The sequence below is a fragment of the Micromonospora sp. NPDC049171 genome (assembly GCF_040648275.1).
Classification (GTDB): domain Bacteria; phylum Actinomycetota; class Actinomycetes; order Mycobacteriales; family Micromonosporaceae; genus Micromonospora.
This window is the reverse complement of the sequence record NZ_JBEZDJ010000032.1, coordinates 1-23,570: the sequence shown is the minus strand read 5'-3', so window position 1 is coordinate 23,570 and position 23,570 is coordinate 1. Positions and strand designations below refer to the sequence as shown.

The following is a 23,570-nucleotide window of genomic DNA, read 5'->3' as shown; positions in this document are numbered from 1 at the left end:
GACCGTCATGACGGGCAGGGTGGCAGCGGTGAACATCGGCGTGGTGACCGAGGCGGAGTGGGCCGGTGACGCGAGCGGCCGCAGCGGCATCGACAAGCGGCCGGTGGATGGCCCGGTGACGCTGCTCACCGAGGGCGTGGCCGGTGACTTCATCGGCGAGCGGGCTCACCACGGCGGGCCGGAGAAGGCCGTCTACGCGTACGCCGAGGAGGACGCCGCGTGGTGGGCGGCCGAGATCGGCCGGTCCATCCGTCCGGGCGGCTTCGGTGAGAATCTGACCACCTACGCGGTCGATGTGACAGGCGCGGTCGTCGGCGAGCAGTGGGCCGTCGGCACGGCGGTGCTCCAGGTGACGGTGCCACGCACCCCGTGCACAACGTTCGCCGGTTTCTGGGGGGTGCCCGACCTGATCCGGCGCTTCACCGTCCGCGCCACGCCGGGGGCGTACCTGCGGGTGCTGCGCGAGGGTGAGGTGGGCGCCGGCGACCCGATCGAGGTGGTGGAGCGGCCCGCGCACGGGGTGACCATCGGCGAGGTGTTCCGGGCGATCACCCTGGAGCCGGAGTTGCTGCCCCGGCTGCTCGACGCGACGGACCTGCCGGAGAAGCTCCGGGACAACGTCCAGCGCCGCCTCGCCTCCCGGCGCTGACCACGGGCCGCACGGCCCCCACGCTCCGGTCCGGGCCGCGACGGCCCCACGCCCTGGTCCGGGCCGCGATGCCTCCGCGCCCCGATCCGGGCCGCGGCGGACGGCGGGCAGGCCACCGGTTTCGGTCCCGAAGACCCGGATGACGGGGCCGACCGCCTGCGGTTGCCCGTATCGTCCCCATCGGGGGTGTGCGGCGGGGGGCCGGGTGGTGCGCGATGTCGATGGCAACGGACGGCGGTGCCGCCGCGGCGGCACCAACCGACCCGAGCCTGCGGCGTCCGGCGTTCCTGGAGCTCTTCTTCGACCTCGTGTACGTCTTCGCCCTGACCACTCTGGCGACCATGCTGGCCGAGGACCTGACCTGGACCGGCATCGCCGAGACGCTGGTGCTCCTGCTCGCGTTCACGATGATCTGGGCGTTGACCGTGTGGACGGCCGACACCATCGACCTGACCCGCCCGTCCGGGCAGGTGCATCTCATCGGGGTGGCGGCGGCCAGCCTGCTGTTGGCCGCGGCCGCGGCCGACGCGTACGGCGATCACGCACTGCTCTTCGCGATCACCTACCTGGTCATTCCCCTCAGCACCACCGCCTACTACGTCGTTGTCGTCTCGGGCCGGACCGTGCCGCGTTCGACCGTCCGGATCCAGACCTGGAAGTCCATCGCCGGTGTCGGCTGGATCGCCGGGGCGCTCGTCGGCGGTTCGGCCCAGTTGCCGATCTGGGCGTTCGTGATCGTTGTCGAGTACGCCGCGGGCGCTCTCGGTTGGCCGCTGCCCCGCATCGGTCGCTCACAACCGCGGGACTGGCGGCTGGTCGACGCGCGGGTGGCCGAGCGCTACCGGCAGTTCGTCATCATCGCGCTCGGTGTGTCGATCTTCGTGACCGGAACGACCTTCAGCATGGGCGAGTACACGTTGGAGCGCGCCTGGGCGCTGCTCGTGGTGTTCGGCACCGTGGTGTTGATGTGGCGGATCTACATCTACCGTGCCGGTGAGCTGCTGACCGACGCGATCGCCCGGTCGACCAACCCGGCGCTGCTCACCCAGTCCGCCGCGGTCACCCATCTGATCATGGTGGCGGGAATCTCCGGTGCGGCGGTCACCAGTCACCTCGTGGTGGGCCGCCCGCTGGGCGAGACTCCACAGTCGTGGGCCGCGGTCATCCTCGGCGGCCCCGCGTTGTTCCTGCTCGGCCGGGGCGTACTCGACTTCACCGTGTTCGGGCGGATCTCGCGGTCCCGACTGGCCGGTGTGGTGCTGCTGGCGGGTCTGGCGCCGGCCACGCCCCTGCTGCCGCCGGTCGTGGTCGCGCTGCTCGCCACGACCGTGCTGGCCCTGATCGCCGTGGCGAACCTGGTCAGCACCCGGCGACACGCCCGTACGCCGGCACCGCCGATGCTGCGCTGAGACCCCTCATCGTGCCGGCGCGGTGGCCTCGACCGGTTCGCGACGTGCCGCCAGCCCCTCCCCGACCAGGGTGAGCAGCAGGACCAGGTTCGCCACCACCAGGACGGTCAGCGGCGGCAGCGGGATCATGGCGGGCGCCGCCAGGGCGCCCAGCAGCACGATCGCCAGCACGGCGATCGCCAGCACCCGGGACCAGAGGATCCGGGCGGTCACCACGGCATCGAACAGCACGCTGCCGAGCAGGAACAGGACCGGTCCGCCGAGGATGGCCACCATCAGCTCCACCGACGTGCGACCGAACGGCCGGGTGATGACCAGCGAGGTGCCTGTCGAGACGACCACCACCCCGGCGACCATCACCAGATGGGTGTACGAGGTGGAGGTGCCGGAGCGGACCCGCTCCACCGTCGCGACGCCCGGTGGGGCCAGGATCCGCCGGATCCGCTGGAAGTAGAGCTGGAACAGCAGGACCGCGCTGACGAACGCGACCGCGCAGGTGGTCACCTCACCGGCGGTGAACCCGCTGCCGGCCAGCCCCCTTCCGGTGCTCAGGATCAACTCGCCGAGCGCGACGATGAAGATCGCCCGGTGCCGCTCGGAGAGGTGCAACCCGGTGAAGATCTGGCTGGCCAGCTCGGTACGCCCCAGCCTCGGCGTCGGCCAGCCGATCCGCGCCGAACCGAGGTCGACCGCCACGGCGAGCGACCAGAGCACCAGGCGGGCCGTCTCGTCCACGAACACCCCGGCCACCCAGGGCGTCACCGTGACGCCGAACCAGAAGAAGACCCGGATGCTCCGCGCCTGGATGGGCCGGTTCACCCGGGTGCCGGGGATCAGGACTGCGTCACGGACCAGGTGGATGCCGAAGTACGCGGCGACGAACAGCCACCCGTACCGGCCGAAGGCGTGCGGTGTCGCGATCGCCATCAGCAGGGTGCCGAGCATGACCAGCAGGACTGTCGCCTGGATGATCGGCAGCCGGGGGTCGAACAGGTCGGTGAGCCACGCCGTGAGCACCCAGACCCACCAGGCGGCGAGCAGGAGGACCGCGGTCTGCGCCGCGCCCCGAACGGTGAGGTTCTCGGCCAGGCTGGTGGCGAGCCGGGACAGCATGAAGATGTAGACCAGGTCGAAGAAGAGTTCCAGGAAGGTCGGATATTCCGGTTCGCCGCGGCGGCGGAGGATCCGGGGGAGCGGAGCGGACGTCACTGCGGCTGCCCTCCTGTGCCACCCCGCACCCCGGGCGAGAGCCGCCCCCGACCCTGCGTACCCGTCAGGCTACCGAGAGTGCGGCGCCGGGTTGCCCGGAAGTGGATACGCGGCGGCCCCCCGCCAGCGTTGGCGGGGGGCCGGTGGTCGCGCGGGTGTTCAGCGGAGCCAGGGGATGTTTCGGTCGAGCAGGCCGCGCTCCTTGAGCTCCCTGCGCAGCGGGATCTCGTCGTCGACGTACCCGTCCCAGTTGATGCCCCAGTAGTTGGCGGTGTGGGTGCCCTCGCCGATCAGCTGGCGCTGCACCGGGGTGCGGTTGCGGTACCACTCGCCGTTCACGTCGGGGTGCAGCTCGTCCAGCGGACGGATCCACCGGTAGGTGTAGCCGACGAAGAGCATCTTGCGGGTGATCGTCGACAGGTTCGTCGAGCGCGAGTGCCACTGCCGCCGGTCGAAGATGAAGGCGTCGCCCGGGTTGGCGGTGATCTCCACCGTGCCCTCCGGGTCCGGGTTCTGCACGGTGAGGTCCGCCGGCCGGGGCAGCGAGTTCTTCAGGTGGCTGCCCGGGATGACCTTGGTGGCGCCGCGGCCGGTCTCGGAGAGGTCGGACAGCACGTACGCGACCTTCAGCGAGAACATCGGGCGGGGCAGGTTCGGGTCCATCGTCTCCGGGTCGGAGTTCTGCCGGTACCCGTCCTGGTGCCAACCCCAGTACGGCTTCTCCGGCTCGGCGGCCGGCGGGGTGACGTCCAGGTGGTTGTGGTGGGTGTAGATGTTCCAGCCGGCCAGCCCCCACATGTACGGGAAGGCGATCGGGTGGGTGAGCAGCTCACCGAAGAGCTCGTCGCGCTCCAGGAAGCCCAGCAGGTGCAGGGTGCCGTCCTTCTTGGTGGTGCCCTTGGCCTGCTCCTCCGCGTAGACGCGGTCGACCGCCGCCTCCAGCGCCGCCCGGTGGTCCTCCGTCAGGACGTTTCGCAGCAGGAGGAAGCCCTGCTCGTGGAACTCCTTGCGGTCAGTGTCGCTGATCGGTTCGTAGCCGGTCCGGTCGCCGTAATCGAACACCGCGTCGTACCCCTCCCCATGAGGTGAAACCTTTTCTGGCACAGGCCGCCGATCGTAACGCGCTGGCCAATGCATCGGGGAGGGCGTGTTGCGCGAGTGGCCCGGGAGGGAACCCCGCGCAGCGGGAAGGCTGCGTACGGTGAGATCTTCGTGATCAATAGGGGGTCTTGCGGGTTTTTGTCCGATTGTGCGGTCACTGCCGGTTAAGAGATCCGGCCCGATCACCCCTCGTCGAACACCTCGGCCACGACCTGTCCGCCGGAGTTCTGCTGGCCGGTCACCCGACCCCAGGTGCCGTCCCGGGCGGTCCACTCCAACTCGCCGAAGCGGACGCGCTTCACCCCGTGGTCCTGTGCGTGCGAGACCAGCCAGTGCGCGTACCGCCAGCCGTCGCGCGGATCACCCGCGGTCACCGTCAGCCCGGTCGGGTCGTTCGGGTCGACACCCTTGAGGCCCCAGTCCAGCACGAGGTTGCGGGTGAGCTGCGCGGCCGCCGCCGCCCCGTGCATCACCGGGGTACGCCCCACCGTGCAGGCGACCGCGCCGGTGGCGTCGCCCATCAGTGCCCGGCTGAGCACCTCGGAGTCGTCGGCCCATTTCTGGTAGGCCTCGGGGAAGGCCGAGCGCTGCACCCGCTGGGCGGCGTCGGTGACGCGCATCTTCTCCCAGCCGCGCACCTTCTTGAGTGCCGCGTAGAACCGGTTGGCCGCGTAACGCGGGTCGCGGATCTGCGCCGAGGTGCCCCAGCCCTGACTCGGCCGCTGTTGGAACAGGCCGACCGAGTCGCGGTCGCCGTCGGCGAGGTTGCGCAGCCCGGACTCCTGGTACGCGGTGGCCAGCGCGACCACCACGGCCCGCTCGGGCATGCCGCGCTTTGCGCCGATCGCCGCGATGGTGGCCGCGTTGGCCATCTGGTCGGCGTCCAGGGCCACCCGGCCGTCGGCCTGCACGGTGCACTTGCGTGCCGCCAACGGCAGCCGCAGACCGCCCCCGACCTGCCGGACGACGAGCCAGATCGCGATCACGGCGACGAGGATGAGGACCACTCCACCCGCAACGGCTGCCCGAGTTCGCACCCACACCCCTTAGATCGACAAGTCTGCCAAGCGTACGTCCCCGTCGCGCCCAACGGGCCGTCCAGGCCGGCTCGGCGGCTCCGTCCCGGTTCGGGGTCGGCTCCGCCGGCGCGTTCCGATCGAGGCATTCCCGCTCCGGCCCCGCTCTCACCTGCCCGTATGGCTCTCGCGCACACCCTGACTCAACGACAATCCGAGAGGTCTGGTGCCGGTTGTCGTTGCCCAGGTGATCGGCGTCCGCCGGCCTGTCGTGCGTGTCACCGCCTCGGCCGGGCGGGGAAGTGGTTGACCGGTCAAGGAGTTACTACGGTTGACATGTCAATCGCTGACCCGCCCGGTACGCGAAAGCCGACCGAGTTGGGTCACGGAGCAAGGAGGAGTTCCATGGGAACGCTCGACGGCAAGGTTGTGCTCATCACCGGCACCGGCGGCGGTCTGGGACGCGTCGCCGCGCAGATCTTCGCCCGCGAAGGCGCGAAGGTCGTCGGGGCCGACATCCAGGTCGCCGGCAACGACGAGACCGTCGAACTCGTCCGCGCCGCCGGCGGTGAGATGACCGGCATCGCGCCTGTCGACCTCACCGATCCGGACCAGGTGCGCACGTTCGTCGAGGACGCCGCCGCGGCCTACGGCGGTCTCGACGTGGTCTACAACAACGCGGCCGCGCTCCGCTTCGGCCCGATGCCGGACTTCTCCGTCGAGGACTGGCGGTACACCATCACCGGTGAACTGGACATTCCGTACTTCGTGTCGAAGTTCGCCTGGCCGCACCTGGTCCAGCGCGGCGGTGGCGTCATCATCAACGCCGCCTCCATGGCCGGCCTGATCGCCGGTCACGTGCCCCCGATGGTGGGTCACACCGCCGCCAACGCCGGCGTCATTGGCCTGACGCGTCAGCTCGCGCTCGAAGGCGCGCCGCACGGGATCCGCGCGGTGGCGGTCAGCCCGGGGCCGATCATCAGCCCCGCAAGCGAGCGCGACCTGGGTGACAACCAGGCGGCTCGGGACGCGATCACCGGCAAGACGCTGCTCAAGCGGTTCGCCCAACCCGAGGAGGTCGCCGAACTGGTGGTGTTCCTCGCCTCCGACCGGGCGTCGTACATCACCGGGGCGAACTACCCGGTCGACGGCGGCGCGACCGCCTGGTGACCCGACCGGATGGCCCGGGGCCGCCACCGCACGCAGGCGGCGTCCCCGGCACCCCCGGTCCTACCCGGCATGATGGCCGGCACCCCCGTCCACAGCGGCCACCCATCGAGCTAGTCTTTTTTCTCGGAAGGCCGTGACCCCCTCGCGTCCCTCGTCGGACAGGAAGTACCCGGTCGACAGGGCGGACAGCCGGGCCAGGTCGGCACGCAGTTCGGCGGTGCCCGGCCGGCGCAGCAGCTCCTTCGCGCCGGCCAACGCACCGGGCGCGCCGCGCACCAGCGAGTCGCAGTAGCGCCGCACCGCGTCGTCCAGCCCGTCCGCCGGGACCGAGGCCGTGACCAGGCCGATCTCGGCGGCCCGTCGGCCGTCGAAGGTGTCGCCGGTCAGGTACAGCTCGGCGGCGGCGCGCGGGTGCAGCCGGGGCAGCACGGTCGCCGAGATCACCGCCGGGATCACCCCGATCCGTACCTCGGTGAACGCGAACGTCGCCTCGTCGGCGCAGACCGCCAGGTCGGCGGCGGCGATCAGGCCCAGCCCGCCGGCCCGCGCCGGCCCGCCCACCCTGGCCAGCACCGGCTTCGGGCACGCCCAGAGCGCCGCGAGCACGTCACCCAGCATGCCGGCCGGCACGGTCCCGCTGGTGTACGCCGCGGCCGTCTCCTTCAGATCCGCCCCCGAGCAGAAGACCGGGCCGGTGTGGTCGAGCACGATCACCCGAACCGCCTCGTCGGCGACCGCGTCCGCCAGCCCGGCCAGCAGCTGGTTCATCAGGCCGGTGGAGAGCGCGTTGCGGTTGTGCGGGCTGTCCAGGGTGAGGGTGGTCACCCCACGGGCCGTGGCGACCCGCACGAGGACGTCGGGAGAGGTCATGCCGGGCACACTAGTGGCCATGCCCGGCCTCCTTCCAGATGGTGAGACCGTCCCCGTCGACGGATCGCTGCCCGCCACCGCCACCGCTGCGGTCGGCGCGCGCGGCTTCGGCGTGTACGTGCACGTGCCGTTCTGTGCCAGCCGCTGCGGCTACTGCGACTTCAACACCTACACGGCGGCCGAGCTGGGCGGCGGTGCCAGCCGCGAGGGGTACGCCGACACCGTGCTGGCCGAGCTGACGCTCGCCGCCCGGGTGCTCGGTGACACCCCGCCGCCCCGGGTCGACACCGTCTTCGTCGGCGGTGGCACACCCACCCTGCTCCCCGCCGACGACCTGGCCCGCATCCTCGACGGCATCGACCGCACCTGGGGGCTGGCCGCCGACGCCGAGGTGACCACCGAGGCCAACCCCGAGTCGGTCACCCCGGAGTCGTTGAAGCTGCTGCGGGCCGCCGGCTACACCCGGATCTCGCTGGGCATGCAGTCCGCCTCCCCGGGGGTGCTGGCGATCCTGGACCGCAAACACAGCGCCGGCCGGGCCACCGCCGCCGCCCTGGAGGCGCGCGACGCCGGATTCGAGCACGTCAACCTGGACCTGATCTACGGCACCCCGGGGGAGCGGCCCGAGGACTTCGCCGCCTCGCTGGAGCAGGTCGTGGCCGCCGGGGTGGACCACGTCAGCGCGTACGCCCTGATCGTCGAGGACGGCACCCGACTCGCCGCCCGGATGCGGCGCGGCGAGCTGGCGTACCCCAGTGACGACGTGGCCGCGGACCGCTACCTGGCCGCGGAGGCCGCCCTCGACGCGGCCGGGCTGTCCTGGTACGAGGTCTCCAACTGGGCCCGCAGCGACGACGCCCGGTGCCGGCACAACCTGCTGTACTGGACCGGCGCGGACTGGTGGGGCCTGGGGCCGGGGGCGCACAGCCACGTCGGCGGGGTGCGCTGGTGGAACGTCAAACACCCCTCGGCGTACGCCAGGCGGTTGGCCGCGGGCGAGTCTCCCGGCCTGGCCCGGGAGGTGCTCACGGCCGACGAGACGCACATGGAGGACGTGATGCTGCGGCTGCGGCTCGCCAGCGGCCTGCCGCTGGCGGTGCTCGACGCGGCCGGCCGGGCCGGCGCCGAGCGGGCCCTGGCCGAGGGCCTGCTGGCCGCCGACGAGTACGCGGCCGGCCGGGCGGTGCTCACCCTGCGTGGGCGGTTGCTCGCCGACGCGGTCGTGCGTGACCTGCTGCCCTGAAGCGGGCCCGCCGCCCCGGGCCGAGCAGCGGTGCACCGGGGTGCGGCGGCAGTGCACCGGACCGGCCGGGGGAGCGGCCGGCCCGGGTCACTTGATGATGTTGGCCGAGAGCGGGTAGCGGTAGAGCTGACCCTCGTTGGCCTTGACGCCGGCGATGATGCCGAACACGGCACCGAGGATGATGGCCGCCCCGACGCCGAGGAAGCCGATCACGATGCAGGACAGCACCCAGCCGACCAGGCCGACGATCGACCAGATGAGCTGGAAGTTGAGCGCCGCCACGGCGTGCGCCCGGGCCGTCGGAGACTGGTTGCCGCGGGCCAGCAGCGCCACCAGCGGGCCGATCCAGCCGAGCACACCCCCGCTGATGATCATGCCGGCCGCGCCGCCGAAGTGCGCGACGAGCGCCCAGGTCTTGTCCTCGTTGTTGGCGTAGCCGCCGCTGGGGCCGCCGCCGGTCGGATATCCGCCAGCGGGGTAGCCGCCGGGCGGATAGCCTCCGGGCGGCGGATAGCCACCCGCCGGAGGGTAGCCACCTGACGGCGGTTGGTCACCGGTGGGTGGCGGATAGCCACCGGCCGGGGGATAGTCGCCCGGGCCAGACGCCCCGGACAGTGGTGCGGTGGGTGGCTCGGCCGAGGGGTACGAACTCGGCTCCGGCGGATAGTTGCCGGGGTCACCCGCGCCGGGAGGGCGAGGAGGTTCAGTCATGGGTGTCACGGTAGGTGCCCGTGGCAACGCAGCACCAGAGGGGCCACCGTTGATCATCGCGCCGGTGGGTACGCCGAAGTAGACTGGCACTCGTTACAGTCGAGTGCCAGGGCGGCTCGACCGGCCCCACGGCGCCGGCGGCCGACGTGCGACAGGAGGTGCGGAGGATGGGTCTCGACGACCGGAAACTCGCCGTGCTCCGCGCGATCGTCGAGGACTACGTCTCCACCCAGGAGCCGGTCGGCAGCAAGGCGCTTGTCGAGCGGCACCAGCTCGGGGTGTCCCCGGCCACGGTCCGCAACGACATGGCCGTGCTGGAGGAGGAGGGCTACATCCGGCAGCCGCACACGAGTGCCGGCCGGGTGCCCACCGACCGCGGCTACCGGCTCTTCGTCGACCGGTTGTCCCGGGTCAAGCCACTCAGCCCGGCCGAGCGGCGGGCCATCGAGCGTTTCCTGGTCGGCGCGGTCGACCTCGACGACGTGGTGCACCGCACGGTGCGACTGCTCGCCCAGCTGACCCGGCAGGTGGCCGTCGTGCAGTACCCGAGCCTGGCCCGCTCCTCGGTTCGGCACCTGGAGTTGGTGCCGATCTCCACCACCCGGCTGATGCTCGTCATGATCGCGGACACCGGGCGGGTCGAGCAGCGGCTGGTGGAGCTGCCCGGGCCGGTGCCGGCCGACGACGTCATGGACCTGCGCCGGCTGGTCAACGAAAAGCTCGCCGGCGCGCGGCTGTCCGACACGCCACCGTTGGTGCAGGCGCTTGTCGAGGAGGCGCCGGCCGGGCTGCGTCCGACCATGACCACACTCGCCACCGTCCTGCTGGAGACGCTCGTCGAGCGGCACGAGGAACGCATCGCGCTGGCCGGCACCGCCAACCTCACCCGGGGCGGTCTGCTCGACTTCCAGGGTTCCCTGCGCCCGATCCTCGAGGCGTTGGAGGAGGAGGTCGTGCTGCTCAAGCTCATCGGCGAGACCGAGCCGAGCACGACCCGTGTGCTGATCGGCGACGAGAACGAGTTCGACAACCTGCGGGCCGCCTCCGTGGTCAGCACCGGCTACGGCCCGGGCACCACCATCCTGGGTGGCCTGGGGGTGCTGGGGCCGACGCGGATGGACTACCCCGGCAACATCGCCACGGTCCGCGCCGTGGCACGCTACGTGGGCGAGTTGCTGGCCCAGAACTGATTGGTCAGGGCCGATGCGGCCGGCTGCGGCCGCCGACCGGCACAACGCGAGACGAACATGAGGACACGGAACGCAGTGGCCAGGGACTACTACGGCATTCTCGGTGTGAGCCGGGAAGCCTCCGATGACGAGATCAAGCGCGCCTACCGCAAGCTGGCGCGCCAGTTCCACCCGGACGTCAATCCGGACCCGGAGGCTCAGGAGAAGTTCAAGGACATCAACGCCGCGTACGAGGTCCTCTCGGACGACCGGAAGCGGCAGATCGTCGACCTGGGTGGCGACCCGCTCGCCCCGGGTGGTGGTGGTGCCGGCGGTCCGGGCGGTCCGGGTGGTGCCGGCGGCCCGTTCGTCGGTTTCCAGGACATCATGGACGCGTTCTTCGGTGGCGCGGCCGGTGGTGCCCGGGGCCCGCGACCACGGACCCGCCCGGGTGCCGACGCGATCCTGCGACTCGAACTGGACCTGCACGAGACGGCGTTCGGCGTCGAGGCGCCGATCACCGTCGACACCGCGGTGCTCTGCACCACCTGCTCCGGTGCCGGCACGGCCGCCGGCACGCACCTGGCGACCTGCGAGGCGTGCGGTGGCCGCGGTGAGGTGCAGTCGGTGCAGCGCACCTTCCTCGGCCAGGTGGTCTCGGCCCGGCCGTGCACCGTCTGCCAGGGTTACGGCACCACCATCCCGCACCCCTGCCCCACCTGCGCCGGTGACGGCCGGGTGCGCACCCGCCGTTCGCTGACCGTCAAGATCCCGGCCGGCGTCGAGGACGGCATGCGGATCCGGCTGGCCCAGCAGGGCGAGGTCGGTCCGGGTGGCGGCACCGCCGGTGACCTCTACGTGGAGATCCACGAGCGGCCACACGACGTGTACTCCCGCAAGGGCGACGACCTGCACTGCCGCGTCACGGTCCCGATGACGGCGGCGGCGCTCGGCACCCGGCTGACCATCAAGACCCTGGACAGCGAGGAGACGGTCGACGTCAAGGCCGGCACCCAGCCGGCCAGCACGCTGCGACTGCGCGCCCGGGGCGTGCCGCACCTGCGCGGCACCGGCCGAGGTGACCTCTACGTGCACCTGGACGTGCGCACGCCGACCAAGCTCGACCCCGACCAGGAGAAGATGCTGCGCGACTTCGCCAAGACCCGTGGCGAGGAGGTCGCCGAGTTATCCAAGCAGGGCGGCTTCTTCTCCCGGATGCGCGACGCGTTCAACGGGCACGCCTGAGGTGTCCGCGCCGCTGTTCCTGGTCGAGACGCTGCCCATCGGCGACGCGCTGACCCTGGACGGCCCGGAGGGGCACCACGCCGCCACCGTGCAACGGCTGCGCGTCGGCGAGGAGTTGCTGCTCGCCGACGGCCGGGGTGGCACGGCCGCCGCCGTGGTCACCGCCGTCGGCCGGGGCAGCCTGGAGGTCACCATCACCTCTCGGGGGTACGCGGACGCGCCGGTACCCCGGATCGTCACCGTGCAGGGCATCGCCAAGGGCGACCGGGGCGAGCTGGCCGTGCAGGCGATGACCGAGGTCGGGGTGGACGAGATCGTGCCCTGGGCGGCGTCGCGCTCGGTGACCCAGTGGCGCGGCGACCGGGGCGTACGCGCCCGGGAGAAGTGGGTGGCCACCGCTCGGGAGGCCGCCAAGCAGGCCCGCCGCCCGTGGCTGCCGGTGGTGGCCGGCGCGCCGGACGAGTCCACCGCCACCGTCGCCCGCCGCATCGCCGGCGCCGCCGCCGGGTTCGTGCTGCACGAGGAGGCCGAGGAGCGGCTGACCACCGCCGAACTGCCCGCCGCCGGTGAGATCGTCCTGGTGGTCGGCCCGGAGGGCGGCATCGCCCCGGCGGAGCTGACCGCGTTCCGCGACGCCGGCGGCCAACCGGTGCGGCTCGGGCCGTCAGTGCTGCGCACCTCGACGGCCGGGGTGGCGGCGCTCAGCGTCCTGGCGACCCGCCTCGGCCGCTGGTGATTGACCGGCGGCTCGCTCAGGGGCGGGGAAAGACCGGCACGACCTCCTCCTCCGGCGTCAGGTCCAGCCCGGCCGGGCCGATGATCTGCGGATCCGGTGTGCCGACCACCTCCGGATCCTTGCCGGCGTAGTCGAAGCGGTGCAGCACGTGCCGCATCGCCTCGATGCGGGCCCGCTTCTTGTCGTTGCTCTTCACGACGGTCCACGGCGCGTCGGCCGTGTCGGTCCAGAAGAACTTCGCCTCCTTCGCCTCCGTGTACTCGTCCCAGCGGTCCAGTGAGGCGATGTCCATCGGGGACAGCTTCCACTGGCGAACCGGGTCCACCTGGCGGATCGCGAAGCGGGTGCGCTGCTCGTTCTGCGACACCGAGAACCAGAACTTGACCAGCCGGATGCCGGAGCGCACCAGCATCCGTTCCAGCTCCGGGGCCTGCCGCAGGAACTCCAGGTACTCCTTGCGGGAGCAGAAGCCCATCACCCGCTCGACGCCGGCCCGGTTGTACCACGACCGGTCGAACAGCACGATCTCACCGGCCGCCGGCAGGTGGGCCAGCCACCGCTGGAAGTACCACTGGCCGGCTTCCCGCTCGTCCGGCTTGGCCAGCGCCACCACCGACGCGCCACGCGGGTTGAGGTGCTCCATGAAGCGTTTGATGGTGCCGCCCTTGCCGGCCGCGTCCCGACCCTCGAAGAGGATCACCAGCCGCTCGCCCGACTCCTTGATCCAGTCCTGGAGTTTCAGCAACTCGATCTGGAGTAGCCGCTTGTCCCGGTCGTACTCGTCGCGGTCCATCCGTTCGTCGTACGGGTAGTCCTCCCGCCAGGTCTCCACGGGGGTGCCGTCCGGCCGGAGCAGGACGGGATCGTCGTCGTGGCCATCGGCCACCCGGTAGTCGGCGGTCAGGTCCAGCAGTGCGGAGTCGGCCATGTCGGTGAGACTTACCCTCCTCGTGCCGCAACCCACCCCCCCTGGCCGGGTGATGTGGGCGGCTGTTCCGCCGTCAGCTGCGCAGGTAGGAGGCGCCGTTGAGGTCGACGATGGTGCCGGAGGCCCACTCGGCCTGCGGCGAGGCCAGCCAGTGCACGGCGGCGGCGATCTCCTCCGGCTGGGCCACCCGGTCGAACGGGCTCTGCGCCCGGATGGCCGCGCCGCTCTCGCCGCGCAGGTGCTCGGTGGTCATGTCGGTCGCCACGAAACCCGGCGCGACCGTGGCGACCGTGATGCCGTACGGCGCGAGCGCCACCGCCAGGGACTGGCCCAGCGCGTTCAGTCCCGCCTTGCTGGCGCCGTACGCCGGCTGGTCCGGCTCGCCGCGGAACGCGCCCCGGGACGAGACGTTGACGATCCGACCGCCACGCTCGCGCATGTGCTGGGCGGCGCACCAGGTGACGTTGCCGGCGCCGGTCAGGTTGGTCTCCAGCACCTGCCGCCAGCGCTGCTGCCACTGCTCGTAGGAGGCGCCGAAGATCGGGTGCGGGTCGTCCCGGTCGCCGTACGTGCCGGCGTTGTTGACCAGCACGTCCAGCCCGCCGAGCAGCTCGGCGGCCCGGTCGACCATGGCCCGGACCGCGTCCGGGTCGGTGAGATCGGCGCGGACCACCACGTGCCCGGCACCGGGCAGCAGCGCGCGCAGTTCCTCGGCCGCGTCGGCGGAGTCGCGGTGGTGGATCGCCACCCGGTCGCCGCCGGCCGCGAAGGCTGTCGCCACCGCGCGGCCGATCCCGCGCGAGGCCCCGGTCACGAGTACCGCTCGATCCGTCATGGCGGCCATCCTGCCCGGCCGCCGCTTGTCTCTCTACACTGCCCCGATGGGATCCGACTGCCTGTTCTGCCGCATCGTCGCCGGGGAGATCCCGGCCACCGTGGTCCGCGAGACCGAGACCACGCTCGCCTTCCGTGACATCGACCCGAAGGCGCCGGTGCACGTCCTGGTCATTCCGAAGGAGCACTACGCCGACGTCGCCACCCTCGCCCAGGGTGACCCGGCGCTGGCCGCGGACGTGCTGGCGACGTCCGCCGCGGTGGCCGAAGACGAGGGCCTGCTCGGCGACGGTTTCCGGCTGATGTTCAACACCGGCGCGTACGGCGGGCAGGAGGTGTTCCACGTGCACGCGCACCTGCTCGGTGGCGCACCGCTCGGCCCGATGCTCGCCCGGAACCTGGCGTGACGGCCGTCCCCGACGTGCACGAGCGACTGGGTCGGCTGGTCCGCAGGGTGCAGGCCGACGCCCGGGTGCCGGCGGTGTCGGCGGCGCTGCACCGGGCCGACCGGCCGCTGTGGAGCTGCACCGTCGGCGCGACCGGCACCGACACCCCGTTGGGGTCGGGCACCCAGTTCCGCATCGGCTCGGTCACCAAGACCTTCACCGCGGTGCTGGTCCTCCAGTGCCGCGACGACGGGCTGCTGGACCTGGACGACCCGGTGGGCCGGCACCTGGACCTTCCGGCACACGGCGAGCTGACCGTCCGCCGGTTGTTGTCGCACACCGCCGGCCTGCAACGCGAGCCGTTCGGTGACGTCTGGGACAGCCTGCGCGCGCCGGACGCCGACCACCTGGTGGCCGAGCTGGACCGGGCCGAGCGGGTGCTACCAACGGCCCGGCGGTTCCACTACTCCAACCTCGGGCTGGCCGTGCTCGGTCAACTTGTCGCCCGGCTGCGCGGCGCGAGCTGGGCGCGGTCGCTCACCGACCGGATCCTGACCCCGCTGGGGCTGACCGACACCACCGTGACCCCGCGGCCGACGGCGGCCACCGGGTTCCTGGTCGACGCGTACTCCGACGAGGCGCACCCGGAACCGCCCACCGACTTCGGCGCGGTCGGCCCGGCCGCCCAGCTCTGGAGCACCGCGACCGACATGGCCCGCTGGGCGGCGTTCCTCGCCGACCCGGCCGCACTGGACCCGGCCGGCGCCGTCCTCGCCGCCACCACGCTCGACGAGATGCGCTGGCCGCTGACCACCACCGACGAGACGCTCTGGGGCGCGGGCTTCGGGCTCGGCCTGATCCTTGTCCCGCAGGGGGAACGGGTGGTGCACGTGGGGCACGACGGGGCGATGCCCGGTTTCCTCGCCGGGGTGTACGGCCGGCGGGGCGGCGACGGCACGGCCGGCGCGATGGGTGCCGCGGTGCTCGGCTCGTCCGGCACGGCGGCCGAGCTGTTCGACCTGCCGCACCGGCTGCTCGCCGCGGCGGTCGAGCACGACCCGGCCGAGATTGAGCCCTGGCGGCCCGGCGCGCCAGCTCCGGCGGACCTGCGGGGAGCGCTCGGCCGCTGGTGGGGCGAGGGCTTCGAGTACGTCTTCTCCTGGCACGACGGCGCCCTGCGGGCGCGCGGGGCCGCCGATCCGGCCGGACGTCCGCCGGCGATCTTCACCCCGCTGCCGGACCAGCCGGACGTGTTCCGCACGGTCTCCGGCCGGGAGGTCGGTGAGCTGCTGCGGCTGACCCGCGACGAGGCCGGCGCGGTGGTCCGGATGCACTGGGCGACGTACCGGTTCACCCGTCACCAGGAGACCTTCGACAGGTACGACTTCCGGGCCGGGCGTTGATCGCGGCCAGCGGAAATGGGCGCGGTGCGGCCCGGGTTGAACGGATACGATGGGTGTAACGTCCGCACGCCGTGCCAGCAGGGCCGGCGCCGAGATCGAGAGCAGGTGCGCAGGGCCCTTCGGCCCAACCTATGACCGGCACCCCACCTCCCGGCCCGCCCCGGGTGCAGACCAAGATCACCGTGCCCGACTCGAAGATCATGGTCAATCTGCTCGGCGCAGGTGACGAGATCCTCCGGCTCGTCGAACGCTCGGTCAGCAGCGACGTGCACGTCCGCGGCAACGAGATCACCATCACCGGTGACCCCGCGGACAACGCCCTCGCCGAGCGGGTCTTCAGCGAGCTGCTCGAACTCATCGAGAAAGGCGAGACCCTGACCACTGACGCCGTCCGGCGTACCGTCGGCATGCTCGAGCAGGGCAGCGCCGAGCGGCCCGCCGAGGTTCTGACGCTCAACATCCTCTCCCGTCGCGGGCGCACCATCCGTCCCAAGACGCTCGGGCAGAAGCGGTACGTCGACGCGATCGACACCCACACCATCGTCTTCGGTATCGGCCCGGCCGGCACCGGCAAGACCTACCTGGCGATGGCGAAGGCCGTCCAGGCGTTGCAGGCCAAGCAGGTCAACCGGATCATCCTCACCCGGCCGGCGGTCGAGGCGGGCGAGCGACTGGGTTTCCTGCCCGGCACGCTCAACGAGAAGATCGACCCCTACCTGCGCCCGCTCTACGACGCGCTGCACGAGATGCTCGACCCGGAGACGATCCCCAAGCTGATGGCCCAGGGGACGATCGAGGTCGCCCCGCTGGCCTACATGCGGGGCCGGACGCTCTCCGACGCGTTCATCATCCTGGACGAGGCGCAGAACACGACGCCCGAGCAGATGAAGATGTTCCTCACCCGACTAGGCTTCAATTCCAAGATCGTCGTGACCGGTGACATCACCCAGGTGGACCTTCCCGGCGGGACGAGCAGCGGTCTGCGGGTCGTCCGGGAGATCCTGGAAAACGTCGAGGACGTGCACTTCTCCCAGTTGTCCAGCTCCGACGTGGTCCGCCACCGGCTGGTGGGGGAGATCGTCGACGCGTACGCCCGCTGGGACGCCGAGCGGGAGAACCAGCAGGCGCAGGGCGTCCACGCCGTGCCCGGGCGGCCCGCCCAGGGCGGCCGGGCCGGCCGCCGCCGCTAAAGCAGAGGAAAGCAGTTGTCCATCGAGATCGCCAACGAGTCCGGTGTCGAGGTCGACACCGATGCCGTGCTCGCCGTCGCCCGGCACGCTCTCGACGAGATGGGGGTCAACCCCCTCGCCGAGTTGTCCGTGCTGCTTGTCGACATCGACTACATGACCGAGCTGAACCACCGCTGGATGGGTGGCGACGGTCCGACCGACGTGCTCGCGTTCCCCATGGACGAGGGCAGCGTCGACCACGGCCCGGGGGAGTCCGCCCCCGCCGGCGGCGAGCCCGCCCTGCTCGGCGACATCGTGCTCTGCCCGGAGGTCGCGGCCAAGCAGGCGGCGACCGCTGGGCACGCCTCGGCCGACGAGCTGCACCTGCTCACCGTGCACGGGGTGCTGCACCTGCTCGGCTATGACCACGCCGAGCCGGAGGAGGAGCGGGAGATGTTCGCCCTCCAGGCCCGCCTGCTGTCGAGCTGGCGGTCGACCCGCACCCAGTGATGTCCACTCCTCCGTTACTGGCGGCCGGCGCCACCGCCGGCCTTCCCGACCTGCAGCTGATCGTCTTCGCGGCCGGCCTGGTGGTGTTGGCCGGCCTGATCGCGATGACCGAGGCGGCGCTCGCCGCGATCTCGCCGGCGCGCGCCGGCGAGCTGGCGCGCGACGGTGTGCGGGGCGCCCGCACCCTGCAGGCCGTGGCCGGCGACGTCGTCCGGCACCTCAACCTGCTTCTGCTGTTGCGGCTGCTCGCCGAGCTGACCGCCACCACCCTGGTGGCGCTTGTCGCGGTGGACAGCTTCGGCGCCGGCTGGCGGGCCGCGCTGGTCACCGCCGGCGCGATGACCGTGGTCAGCTTCGTGGTGGTCGGCGTCGCCCCGCGCACCATCGGCCGGCAGCACGCGTACGCCGTGGGTCGCGCGGTGGCGCCGCTGGTCCGCTGGCTGGGCCGGGCGCTCAACCCGCTCGCCTCGCTGCTGATCCTGATCGGCAACGCGGTCACGCCGGGCCGCGGCTTCCGGGAGGGGCCGTTCGCCAGCCAGGTCGAGTTGCGTGAGCTGGTCGACCTGGCCGAGCAGCGCGGCGTCGTCGAGCACGGCGAACGTCAGATGATCCACTCGGTCTTCGCGCTCGGTGACACCATCGCCCGTGAGGTGATGGTGCCGCGTACCGAGATGGTGTGGATCGAGGAGGGCAAGACGCTCGCGCAGGCGCTTGTGCTCTTCCTGCGTTCCGGGTTCTCCCGCATCCCGGTGATCGGCGAGAGCGTCGACGACGTGCTCGGTGTGCTCTACCTCAAGGATCTGATCCGGCGCTCCCGTGGTGGAGACCCGGCGGCCGAGCAGTTGCCGGTGGCCGAGCTGATGCGCCCGGCGACCTTCGTGCCGGAGTCCAAGCCGGTCGACGACCTGCTGTCGGAGATGCAGGCGGCCCGCAACCACCTGGTCATCGTGGTCGACGAGTACGGCGGCACCGGCGGTCTGGTCACCATCGAGGACATCCTGGAGGAGATCGTCGGTGAGATCACCGACGAGTACGATGTCGAACGCCCGCCCGTCGAACGTCTGACGGACTCCTCGGTACGGGTGACCGCCCGCCTGCCGGTGGAGAGTCTGGGCGAGATGTTCGACACCGATCTGCCCACCGACGAGGTGGAGACGGTCGGTGGCCTGCTGGCCCAGTCTCTGGGGCGGGTGCCGATCCCCGGCGCGGAGGTCGAGGTCGCCGGTCTCCGGCTGCTCGCCGAGGGCACCACCGGTCGGCGCAACCGGATCGACACCGTCCTGGTCAGCCGGGTGGAGTCGGGCCATGAGCAGGACACCGCGGGGCGTGGCGAGCAGGCCGGCTCCGGGAACGACACGACCAACTACCGAGACGACGAGAGGCAATCCGCCGATGCCTGACACACCCCCCGTGCCTGCCACTCGGCCCGCCCCCAGCGCGCCGACGCCCCTGAGTGCCGAGGACGCCAAGCTGGTCGTCCTGGCCCGGGGAGCCCGCGGCCGGGTCGCCGCCGTGGAGGGCGCCGCGGTCCGGGATCAGGACGGCCGGACGTACGCGGCGGCCAGCGTCGCATTGCCGTCGCTGACCCTCACCGCGTTGCAGTTGGCGGTCGCGTCGGCCGTGGCCGCCGGGGCGAGCCGGCTGGAGGCCGCGGTGGTGGTGACCGAGGCGTCGACACTTGACGGCGCCGGGCACGCGGCCGTGCGTGACCTCACGGTGGACGCGCCGATCCACGTGGCCGCGCCGGACGGCACGGTCCTCGGCACGGTGGCGCAGTGAGCTCCGTGCCGGACCCGCAGGCACAGCCGTACCGGGCCGGGTTCGGTTGCTTCGTCGGCCGGCCCAACGCCGGCAAGTCGACGCTGACCAACGCCATCGTCGGCACCAAGATCGCGATTACCTCGAACAAGCCGCAGACCACCAGGCACGTCATCCGGGCCGTGCTGCACCGTCCGGAGTCGCAGCTGGTCCTGGTCGACACGCCGGGCCTGCACCGCCCCCGTACGCTGCTCGGCGAACGTCTCAACGACCTGGTCCGGTCCACCTGGACGGAGGTCGACGTGATCGGCCTCTGCATCCCGGCCGACGAGCCGGTGGGGCGCGGCGACCGGTTCATCACCGGCGAGCTGGCCGAGCTGAAGGCCACCGTGTTGGCGGTGGTCACCAAGACCGACCTGGTCGACAAGCGCCGCCTGGCGGAGCAGTTGCTCGCGGTGAGCCAGATGGGAGAGTTCACCGAGATCGTGCCGGTGAGCGCCGTCTCCGGGCACCAGGTGGACACGCTCGTCGACGTGATGACCAAATACCTGCCGCCGTCGCCGCAGCTCTACCCGGACGACATGCTCACCGACGACCCCGAGCAGGTGCTGGTCGCGGAGCTGATCCGGGAGGCCGCCCTGGAGGGGGTCCGGGACGAGCTGCCGCACTCCATCGCCGTGGTGGTGGAGGAGATGATCCCCGAGGGTCAGGTCATGAAGATCTACGCCGACCTGTACGTGGAACGGCCCAGCCAGAAGGCGATCGTGCTCGGCCACAAGGCGAGCCGGCTCAAGGAGGTCGGCACCAACGCCCGCCGGCAGATCGAGGAGCTGCTCGGCAGCCGGGTCTATCTCGACCTGCACGTGCGGGTCGCGAAGGACTGGCAGCGCGACCCGAGGCAGCTGCGCAAGCTGGGCTTCTGAGCGTTCTCGCCGAGGCGGCCAACCGGGCCCGCCTCCGAGCGGCGCCGCCCGCCCGCCTTGCGGCCGAGCGGCGCGGCAGTGCCGTCTTGCGGCCGAGCGGCGCGCCACCGTGCCGCCTTGCGGCCGGGTCGGCCCGGTGGCGGGCGGCGCCGTCAGCGCTGGCTGATGGTCACGTTGCCGCTGCCGGCCGAGCCGTCGAGCACCAGTGACGCGGCCGGGTCGTCGGCGACGGTGACCCGCGCGTCGCCGGAGCCGGTGTTGGACCGGACCCGGTAGCTGCCCGCCGGCACCAGCAGCGTGACATCACCGCTGGAGGCATGGGCGCGGGCGGCGGCGGGCTTGTCCAGCTCGACGTTGACATTGCCGGACCCGGCCTCCGCGTCGACCGCGCCACCCAACCGGCGCGCGGTGATGTCCCCGGAGCCGGCGCGCAGCCGGACCGCCCCGCTGGCCTCGCTCACCTCGATGTCACCGGAACCCGTCTCGACCCCGACCGCGCCGGACGCGCCGACGATCCGTACGTCGCCGGAGCCCAGCCGCAGATCCACCGTGCCGACCCGGCTCAGCTCGACGTCGCCGGAGCCGGACTCGCCCTGGAGAGCCACACCCTCCGGCAGGGCCACCTCGTAGGAAATGCTGCACCGGTCCCCGCAGTCGGTGTCCAGCACCAACTCGCTGCCCTTGATCTCGTACCGGGCATGGGGTTCGCCACCCTGGTAGCGCACCACTCGCTTGATCCGCGCCTCGCCCGCCGTGCCGTTGCCCCGGACGATCACGTCGCCCGCACCCGGCAGGACCCGGATGGTGGTGATCTTCGCCGACTCGGTGTCGTCGTAGTCGAGCCGACGCATGGCCAGGTTGTCGCACCCGGCGAGCAGGATGAGGGTCGTTGCCAGGCCCAGAGCGACGGGTGCGGTGGCGCGCCGACGGACGGCGCCGGTGGTGGGGTGCATTGCCATGACCCGCACGCTACGGCCGGTGACGAGTCGGGCGCATCGGGGTTCGTCCGCGCATCCACCCCGAACCAACCCTGATTTCACACCCCGAGGGAGAATGGCCCGATGGCCGGGTATCGCCGACAGCTCTACCGCGACGACGCGGTGGTGCTGCGTGTGCAAAAGCTCGGCGAGTCCGACCGGATCATCACCCTGCTCACCCGTCGACACGGCCGGCTGCGCGCGGTGGCCCGGGGGATTCGCCGCACCACCAGCAAGTTCGGCGCCCGGCTGGAGCCGTTCGGCCACGTCGACCTCCAGCTCGCCGGCGACCCGAAGGGCAACCACGGCAGCTCGCTGCACAGCGTCAGCCAGGTCGAGGGCATCGACCTGTACGGCAAGCGGTTCCTCGGGGACTATCCCCGCTACACGGCGGCCAGTGCGATCGCCGAGACCGCCGAGCGGTTGACCCCGGTCGAGCGGGAGCCGTCGCTGCGGCTGTTCCAGCTCACCGTCGGCGCGCTGAAGGCGCTGTCCCGGGGCGAGCACGCCACCACCCTGGTGCTCGACGCGTACCTGCTGCGGGGGATGGCCCTCGCCGGCTGGGCGCCGGCGCTGATCGCCTGTGCGGTATGCGGCACCCCCGGGCGACACCGGGCGTTCTCCGTACCGGCGGGTGGCGCGGTCTGCCCGGACTGTCGACCACCCGGCGCGGCCCACCCCGCGCCGGCCACCATCGACCTGATGTCCGCACTGACCACCGGCGACTGGGTGCTGGCCGACGCCACCGACACCGGCGTACGCCGGGAGTGCAGCGGGCTGGTCGCGGCTCACCTGCAGTGGCACCTGGAGCGCGCGCTACGCTCGCTGCCGCTGGTCGACCGGGGTCCCTCGGCGGCCGGCACGACCTCGCCGCCGGACGGCACCGGGGTCGTGGTGCTCCGGCCACGTGGCGACGTTGAGGCCGGGGCGGACGGCACGAACAGGGAGTGACCGAGTGATCCGATCGAAGAAGGCGGGCCGGCGCGAGCCGACGCCGCCGACACCGCACCCGTCCGGCGCCCGGCCGCCGGCACTGCCCACCGAGGCGGTGCCGAAGCACGTGGCGGTGGTGATGGACGGCAACGGTCGCTGGGCCAAGGATCGTGGGTTGGCGCGCACCAAGGGTCACGAGGCGGGAGAGCACAGCCTCTTCGACACCATCGAGGGCGCGATCGAGATGGGCATCCCGTACCTGACGGCGTACGCGTTCTCCACCGAGAACTGGCGGCGCTCGCCCGACGAGGTCCGGTTCCTGATGGGGTTCAACCGGGACGTGATCCGTCGGCGCCGTGACCAGTTGGTCGACCTCGGCGTACGGGTGGTCTGGTCGGGTCGGTCCGGCCGGTTGTGGAAGAGCGTCATCTCCGAGTTGCAGACCGCCGAGGAGATGTCCCAGGACAACTCGACGTTGACCCTGCAGTTCTGCGTCAACTACGGCGGGCAGGCCGAGATCGGCGACGCGGCCGCCGCGATCGCCCGCGACGTGGCGGCCGGCCGACTGGACCCGGCCAAGGTCACCGAGAAGACCGTGGCGAAATACCTCTACCACCCGGAGATCCCGGAGGTGGACCTGTTCCTGCGTCCCTCCGGGGAGGAACGGATCTCCAACTTCATGCTCTGGCAGTCCGCGTACGCCGAACTGGTCTTCCTGGACACGCTCTGGCCCGACTTCGACCGCCGCCACCTCTGGTATGCGTGCGAGTTGTACGCGCAACGGGACCGACGCTTCGGCGGGGCACTGCCCAACCCGGTCGCCCCGGTGATCTGAGCCGACGCGCTTACTCTCCCGTCACTCTGGGTATCACCCATGTCAGAAGCCACTGACGGAGGTGAACCCACATGATCCAGAAGCGCATTGCCCAGTGGGCGGTGATGGCGGTTGCGGTGCCCCTGGCGGCTGCCGGTGCCCGCCGGCTCAGCCACACCCTGGAGGCCCGCCGTGGTCCCTCCGGAGTGACCCGGTTGCTGACCAAGGGCGCGGACCTGATGCGTCCCCAGAAGGCCAAGCGTCGCCGCTTCTTCTAACCAGCCCCCGCCCGTCCCCGGCGCCGCCCGCACCCACCCGGTGCGGGCGGCGCCGCGTGCTTCGGGCTGCCGCCCCCCCCCCCCCCCCCCCCCCCCCCCCCCCCCCCCCCCCCCCCCCCCCCCCGCGGG

Annotated in this window: 25 protein-coding genes; 17 read left to right on the top strand and 8 right to left on the bottom strand. The window is 72.0% G+C overall.

Going from position 1 to position 23,570, the window contains the following annotated elements; all coding sequences use genetic code 11:
- Nucleotides 1-7 precede the first annotated feature (7 nt).
- Together AB0B14_RS31330 and AB0B14_RS31325 are read left to right on the top strand one after the other, a co-directional pair.
- Nucleotides 8-649: an MOSC domain-containing protein gene (locus AB0B14_RS31330; RefSeq protein ID WP_357077079.1), complete on the top strand. Its 642-nt coding sequence runs from the start codon at nucleotides 8-10 to the stop codon at nucleotides 647-649.
- 215 nt (nucleotides 650-864) lie between these two features.
- Nucleotides 865-2,058, top strand: a complete 1,194-nt coding sequence (locus tag AB0B14_RS31325; RefSeq protein WP_357525693.1) for a low temperature requirement protein A — start codon at nucleotides 865-867, stop codon at nucleotides 2,056-2,058.
- Between the two features lie 6 nt (nucleotides 2,059-2,064).
- On the opposite strand, the gene AB0B14_RS31320 is transcribed toward AB0B14_RS31325, so the two are convergent.
- From AB0B14_RS31320 to AB0B14_RS31310, 3 genes are all read right to left on the bottom strand, one after another.
- Nucleotides 2,065-3,267, bottom strand: coding sequence for a low temperature requirement protein A (locus AB0B14_RS31320; RefSeq protein WP_357525691.1), 1,203 nt, complete (start codon nucleotides 3,265-3,267; stop codon nucleotides 2,065-2,067).
- 159 nt (nucleotides 3,268-3,426) lie between these two features.
- Complete coding sequence (locus AB0B14_RS31315; protein WP_357077088.1) at nucleotides 3,427-4,329, bottom strand: phytanoyl-CoA dioxygenase family protein; 903 nt, start codon at nucleotides 4,327-4,329, stop codon at nucleotides 3,427-3,429.
- A 221-nt stretch (nucleotides 4,330-4,550) separates the two neighbouring features.
- Nucleotides 4,551-5,411 carry a hypothetical protein gene (locus tag AB0B14_RS31310; protein ID WP_357077091.1) on the bottom strand — a complete coding sequence of 287 codons (861 nt, stop codon included), beginning with the start codon at nucleotides 5,409-5,411 and terminating at the stop codon, nucleotides 4,551-4,553.
- A gap of 378 nt (nucleotides 5,412-5,789) precedes the next feature.
- Between AB0B14_RS31310 and AB0B14_RS31305 the strand changes: the two genes are divergently transcribed.
- Complete coding sequence (locus tag AB0B14_RS31305) at nucleotides 5,790-6,554, top strand: SDR family NAD(P)-dependent oxidoreductase (protein WP_357077094.1); 765 nt, start codon at nucleotides 5,790-5,792, stop codon at nucleotides 6,552-6,554.
- Between the two features lie 60 nt (nucleotides 6,555-6,614).
- On the opposite strand, the gene AB0B14_RS31300 is transcribed toward AB0B14_RS31305, so the two are convergent.
- Nucleotides 6,615-7,424, bottom strand: coding sequence for an enoyl-CoA hydratase-related protein (locus AB0B14_RS31300; RefSeq protein WP_357077097.1), 810 nt, complete (start codon nucleotides 7,422-7,424; stop codon nucleotides 6,615-6,617).
- A 19-nt stretch (nucleotides 7,425-7,443) separates the two neighbouring features.
- Between AB0B14_RS31300 and hemW the strand changes: the two genes are divergently transcribed.
- Complete coding sequence (hemW, locus tag AB0B14_RS31295) at nucleotides 7,444-8,667, top strand: radical SAM family heme chaperone HemW (RefSeq protein WP_357077213.1); 1,224 nt, start codon at nucleotides 7,444-7,446, stop codon at nucleotides 8,665-8,667.
- Between the two features lie 87 nt (nucleotides 8,668-8,754).
- On the opposite strand, the gene AB0B14_RS31290 is transcribed toward hemW, so the two are convergent.
- On the bottom strand, nucleotides 8,755-9,435 hold the full coding sequence (locus AB0B14_RS31290; RefSeq protein WP_357077216.1) for a DUF4870 domain-containing protein: 681 nt from the start codon (nucleotides 9,433-9,435) through the stop codon (nucleotides 8,755-8,757).
- Nucleotides 9,436-9,545: 110 nt separating this feature from the next.
- On the opposite strand from AB0B14_RS31290, the gene hrcA reads away from it, so the two are divergent.
- From hrcA to AB0B14_RS31275, 3 genes are all read left to right on the top strand, one after another.
- On the top strand, nucleotides 9,546-10,568 hold the full coding sequence (hrcA, locus tag AB0B14_RS31285) for a heat-inducible transcriptional repressor HrcA (RefSeq protein WP_357077100.1): 1,023 nt from the start codon (nucleotides 9,546-9,548) through the stop codon (nucleotides 10,566-10,568).
- A gap of 75 nt (nucleotides 10,569-10,643) precedes the next feature.
- The gene (gene dnaJ / locus AB0B14_RS31280) at nucleotides 10,644-11,792 is read left to right on the top strand and encodes a molecular chaperone DnaJ (protein ID WP_357077219.1); all 1,149 of its coding nucleotides are present in this window, start codon (nucleotides 10,644-10,646) and stop codon (nucleotides 11,790-11,792) included.
- A 1-nt stretch (nucleotide 11,793) separates the two neighbouring features.
- On the top strand, nucleotides 11,794-12,528 hold the full coding sequence (locus tag AB0B14_RS31275; RefSeq protein ID WP_357077102.1) for a 16S rRNA (uracil(1498)-N(3))-methyltransferase: 735 nt from the start codon (nucleotides 11,794-11,796) through the stop codon (nucleotides 12,526-12,528).
- Between the two features lie 16 nt (nucleotides 12,529-12,544).
- Here the strand turns inward: AB0B14_RS31275 and ppk2 are convergent, their stop codons facing one another.
- Both ppk2 and AB0B14_RS31265 read right to left on the bottom strand, forming a co-directional pair.
- Nucleotides 12,545-13,456, bottom strand: a complete 912-nt coding sequence (ppk2, locus tag AB0B14_RS31270; protein WP_357525689.1) for a polyphosphate kinase 2 — start codon at nucleotides 13,454-13,456, stop codon at nucleotides 12,545-12,547.
- Nucleotides 13,457-13,529: 73 nt separating this feature from the next.
- A complete protein-coding gene (locus AB0B14_RS31265) occupies nucleotides 13,530-14,291 on the bottom strand; it encodes an SDR family oxidoreductase (RefSeq protein WP_357525687.1) in 762 nt (253 codons plus the stop codon).
- 46 nt (nucleotides 14,292-14,337) lie between these two features.
- On the opposite strand from AB0B14_RS31265, the gene AB0B14_RS31260 reads away from it, so the two are divergent.
- The 7 genes from AB0B14_RS31260 (at nucleotide 14,338) to era (ending at nucleotide 20,439) form a co-directional block, all read left to right on the top strand.
- Nucleotides 14,338-14,697, top strand: a complete 360-nt coding sequence (locus AB0B14_RS31260; RefSeq protein WP_238678505.1) for a histidine triad nucleotide-binding protein — start codon at nucleotides 14,338-14,340, stop codon at nucleotides 14,695-14,697.
- Nucleotides 14,694-16,079, top strand: a complete 1,386-nt coding sequence (locus tag AB0B14_RS31255) for a serine hydrolase domain-containing protein (RefSeq protein WP_357525685.1) — start codon at nucleotides 14,694-14,696, stop codon at nucleotides 16,077-16,079. The genes AB0B14_RS31260 and AB0B14_RS31255 overlap by 4 nt, the downstream gene beginning before the upstream one ends.
- 131 nt (nucleotides 16,080-16,210) lie before the next feature.
- A complete protein-coding gene (locus AB0B14_RS31250; protein WP_357077115.1) occupies nucleotides 16,211-17,269 on the top strand; it encodes a PhoH family protein in 1,059 nt (352 codons plus the stop codon).
- A gap of 15 nt (nucleotides 17,270-17,284) precedes the next feature.
- A complete protein-coding gene (ybeY, locus tag AB0B14_RS31245) occupies nucleotides 17,285-17,758 on the top strand; it encodes an rRNA maturation RNase YbeY (RefSeq protein ID WP_357077118.1) in 474 nt (157 codons plus the stop codon).
- Entirely contained in the window at nucleotides 17,734-19,158 is a 1,425-nt protein-coding gene (locus AB0B14_RS31240; protein ID WP_357077222.1) for a hemolysin family protein, read from the top strand. The genes ybeY and AB0B14_RS31240 overlap by 25 nt, the downstream gene beginning before the upstream one ends.
- Nucleotides 19,151-19,537 carry a cytidine deaminase gene (locus AB0B14_RS31235; RefSeq protein WP_357525683.1) on the top strand — a complete coding sequence of 129 codons (387 nt, stop codon included), beginning with the start codon at nucleotides 19,151-19,153 and terminating at the stop codon, nucleotides 19,535-19,537. Before AB0B14_RS31240 ends, AB0B14_RS31235 begins: the two co-directional genes overlap by 8 nt.
- Nucleotides 19,538-19,542: 5 nt before the next feature.
- Nucleotides 19,543-20,439, top strand: a complete 897-nt coding sequence (era, locus tag AB0B14_RS31230; RefSeq protein ID WP_357077225.1) for a GTPase Era — start codon at nucleotides 19,543-19,545, stop codon at nucleotides 20,437-20,439.
- A gap of 152 nt (nucleotides 20,440-20,591) precedes the next feature.
- Here the strand turns inward: era and AB0B14_RS31225 are convergent, their stop codons facing one another.
- Nucleotides 20,592-21,398, bottom strand: a complete 807-nt coding sequence (locus AB0B14_RS31225; RefSeq protein WP_357077123.1) for a DUF4097 family beta strand repeat-containing protein — start codon at nucleotides 21,396-21,398, stop codon at nucleotides 20,592-20,594.
- Between the two features lie 102 nt (nucleotides 21,399-21,500).
- On the opposite strand from AB0B14_RS31225, the gene recO reads away from it, so the two are divergent.
- The 3 genes from recO (at nucleotide 21,501) to AB0B14_RS31210 (ending at nucleotide 23,441) form a co-directional block, all read left to right on the top strand.
- A complete protein-coding gene (gene recO / locus AB0B14_RS31220; RefSeq protein ID WP_357077126.1) occupies nucleotides 21,501-22,367 on the top strand; it encodes a DNA repair protein RecO in 867 nt (288 codons plus the stop codon).
- A 4-nt stretch (nucleotides 22,368-22,371) separates the two neighbouring features.
- Nucleotides 22,372-23,184, top strand: coding sequence for an isoprenyl transferase (locus AB0B14_RS31215; RefSeq protein ID WP_357077130.1), 813 nt, complete (start codon nucleotides 22,372-22,374; stop codon nucleotides 23,182-23,184).
- Nucleotides 23,185-23,255: 71 nt separating this feature from the next.
- Nucleotides 23,256-23,441, top strand: a complete 186-nt coding sequence (locus AB0B14_RS31210) for a hypothetical protein (protein WP_179780512.1) — start codon at nucleotides 23,256-23,258, stop codon at nucleotides 23,439-23,441.
- Nucleotides 23,442-23,570: the final 129 nt, after the last annotated feature.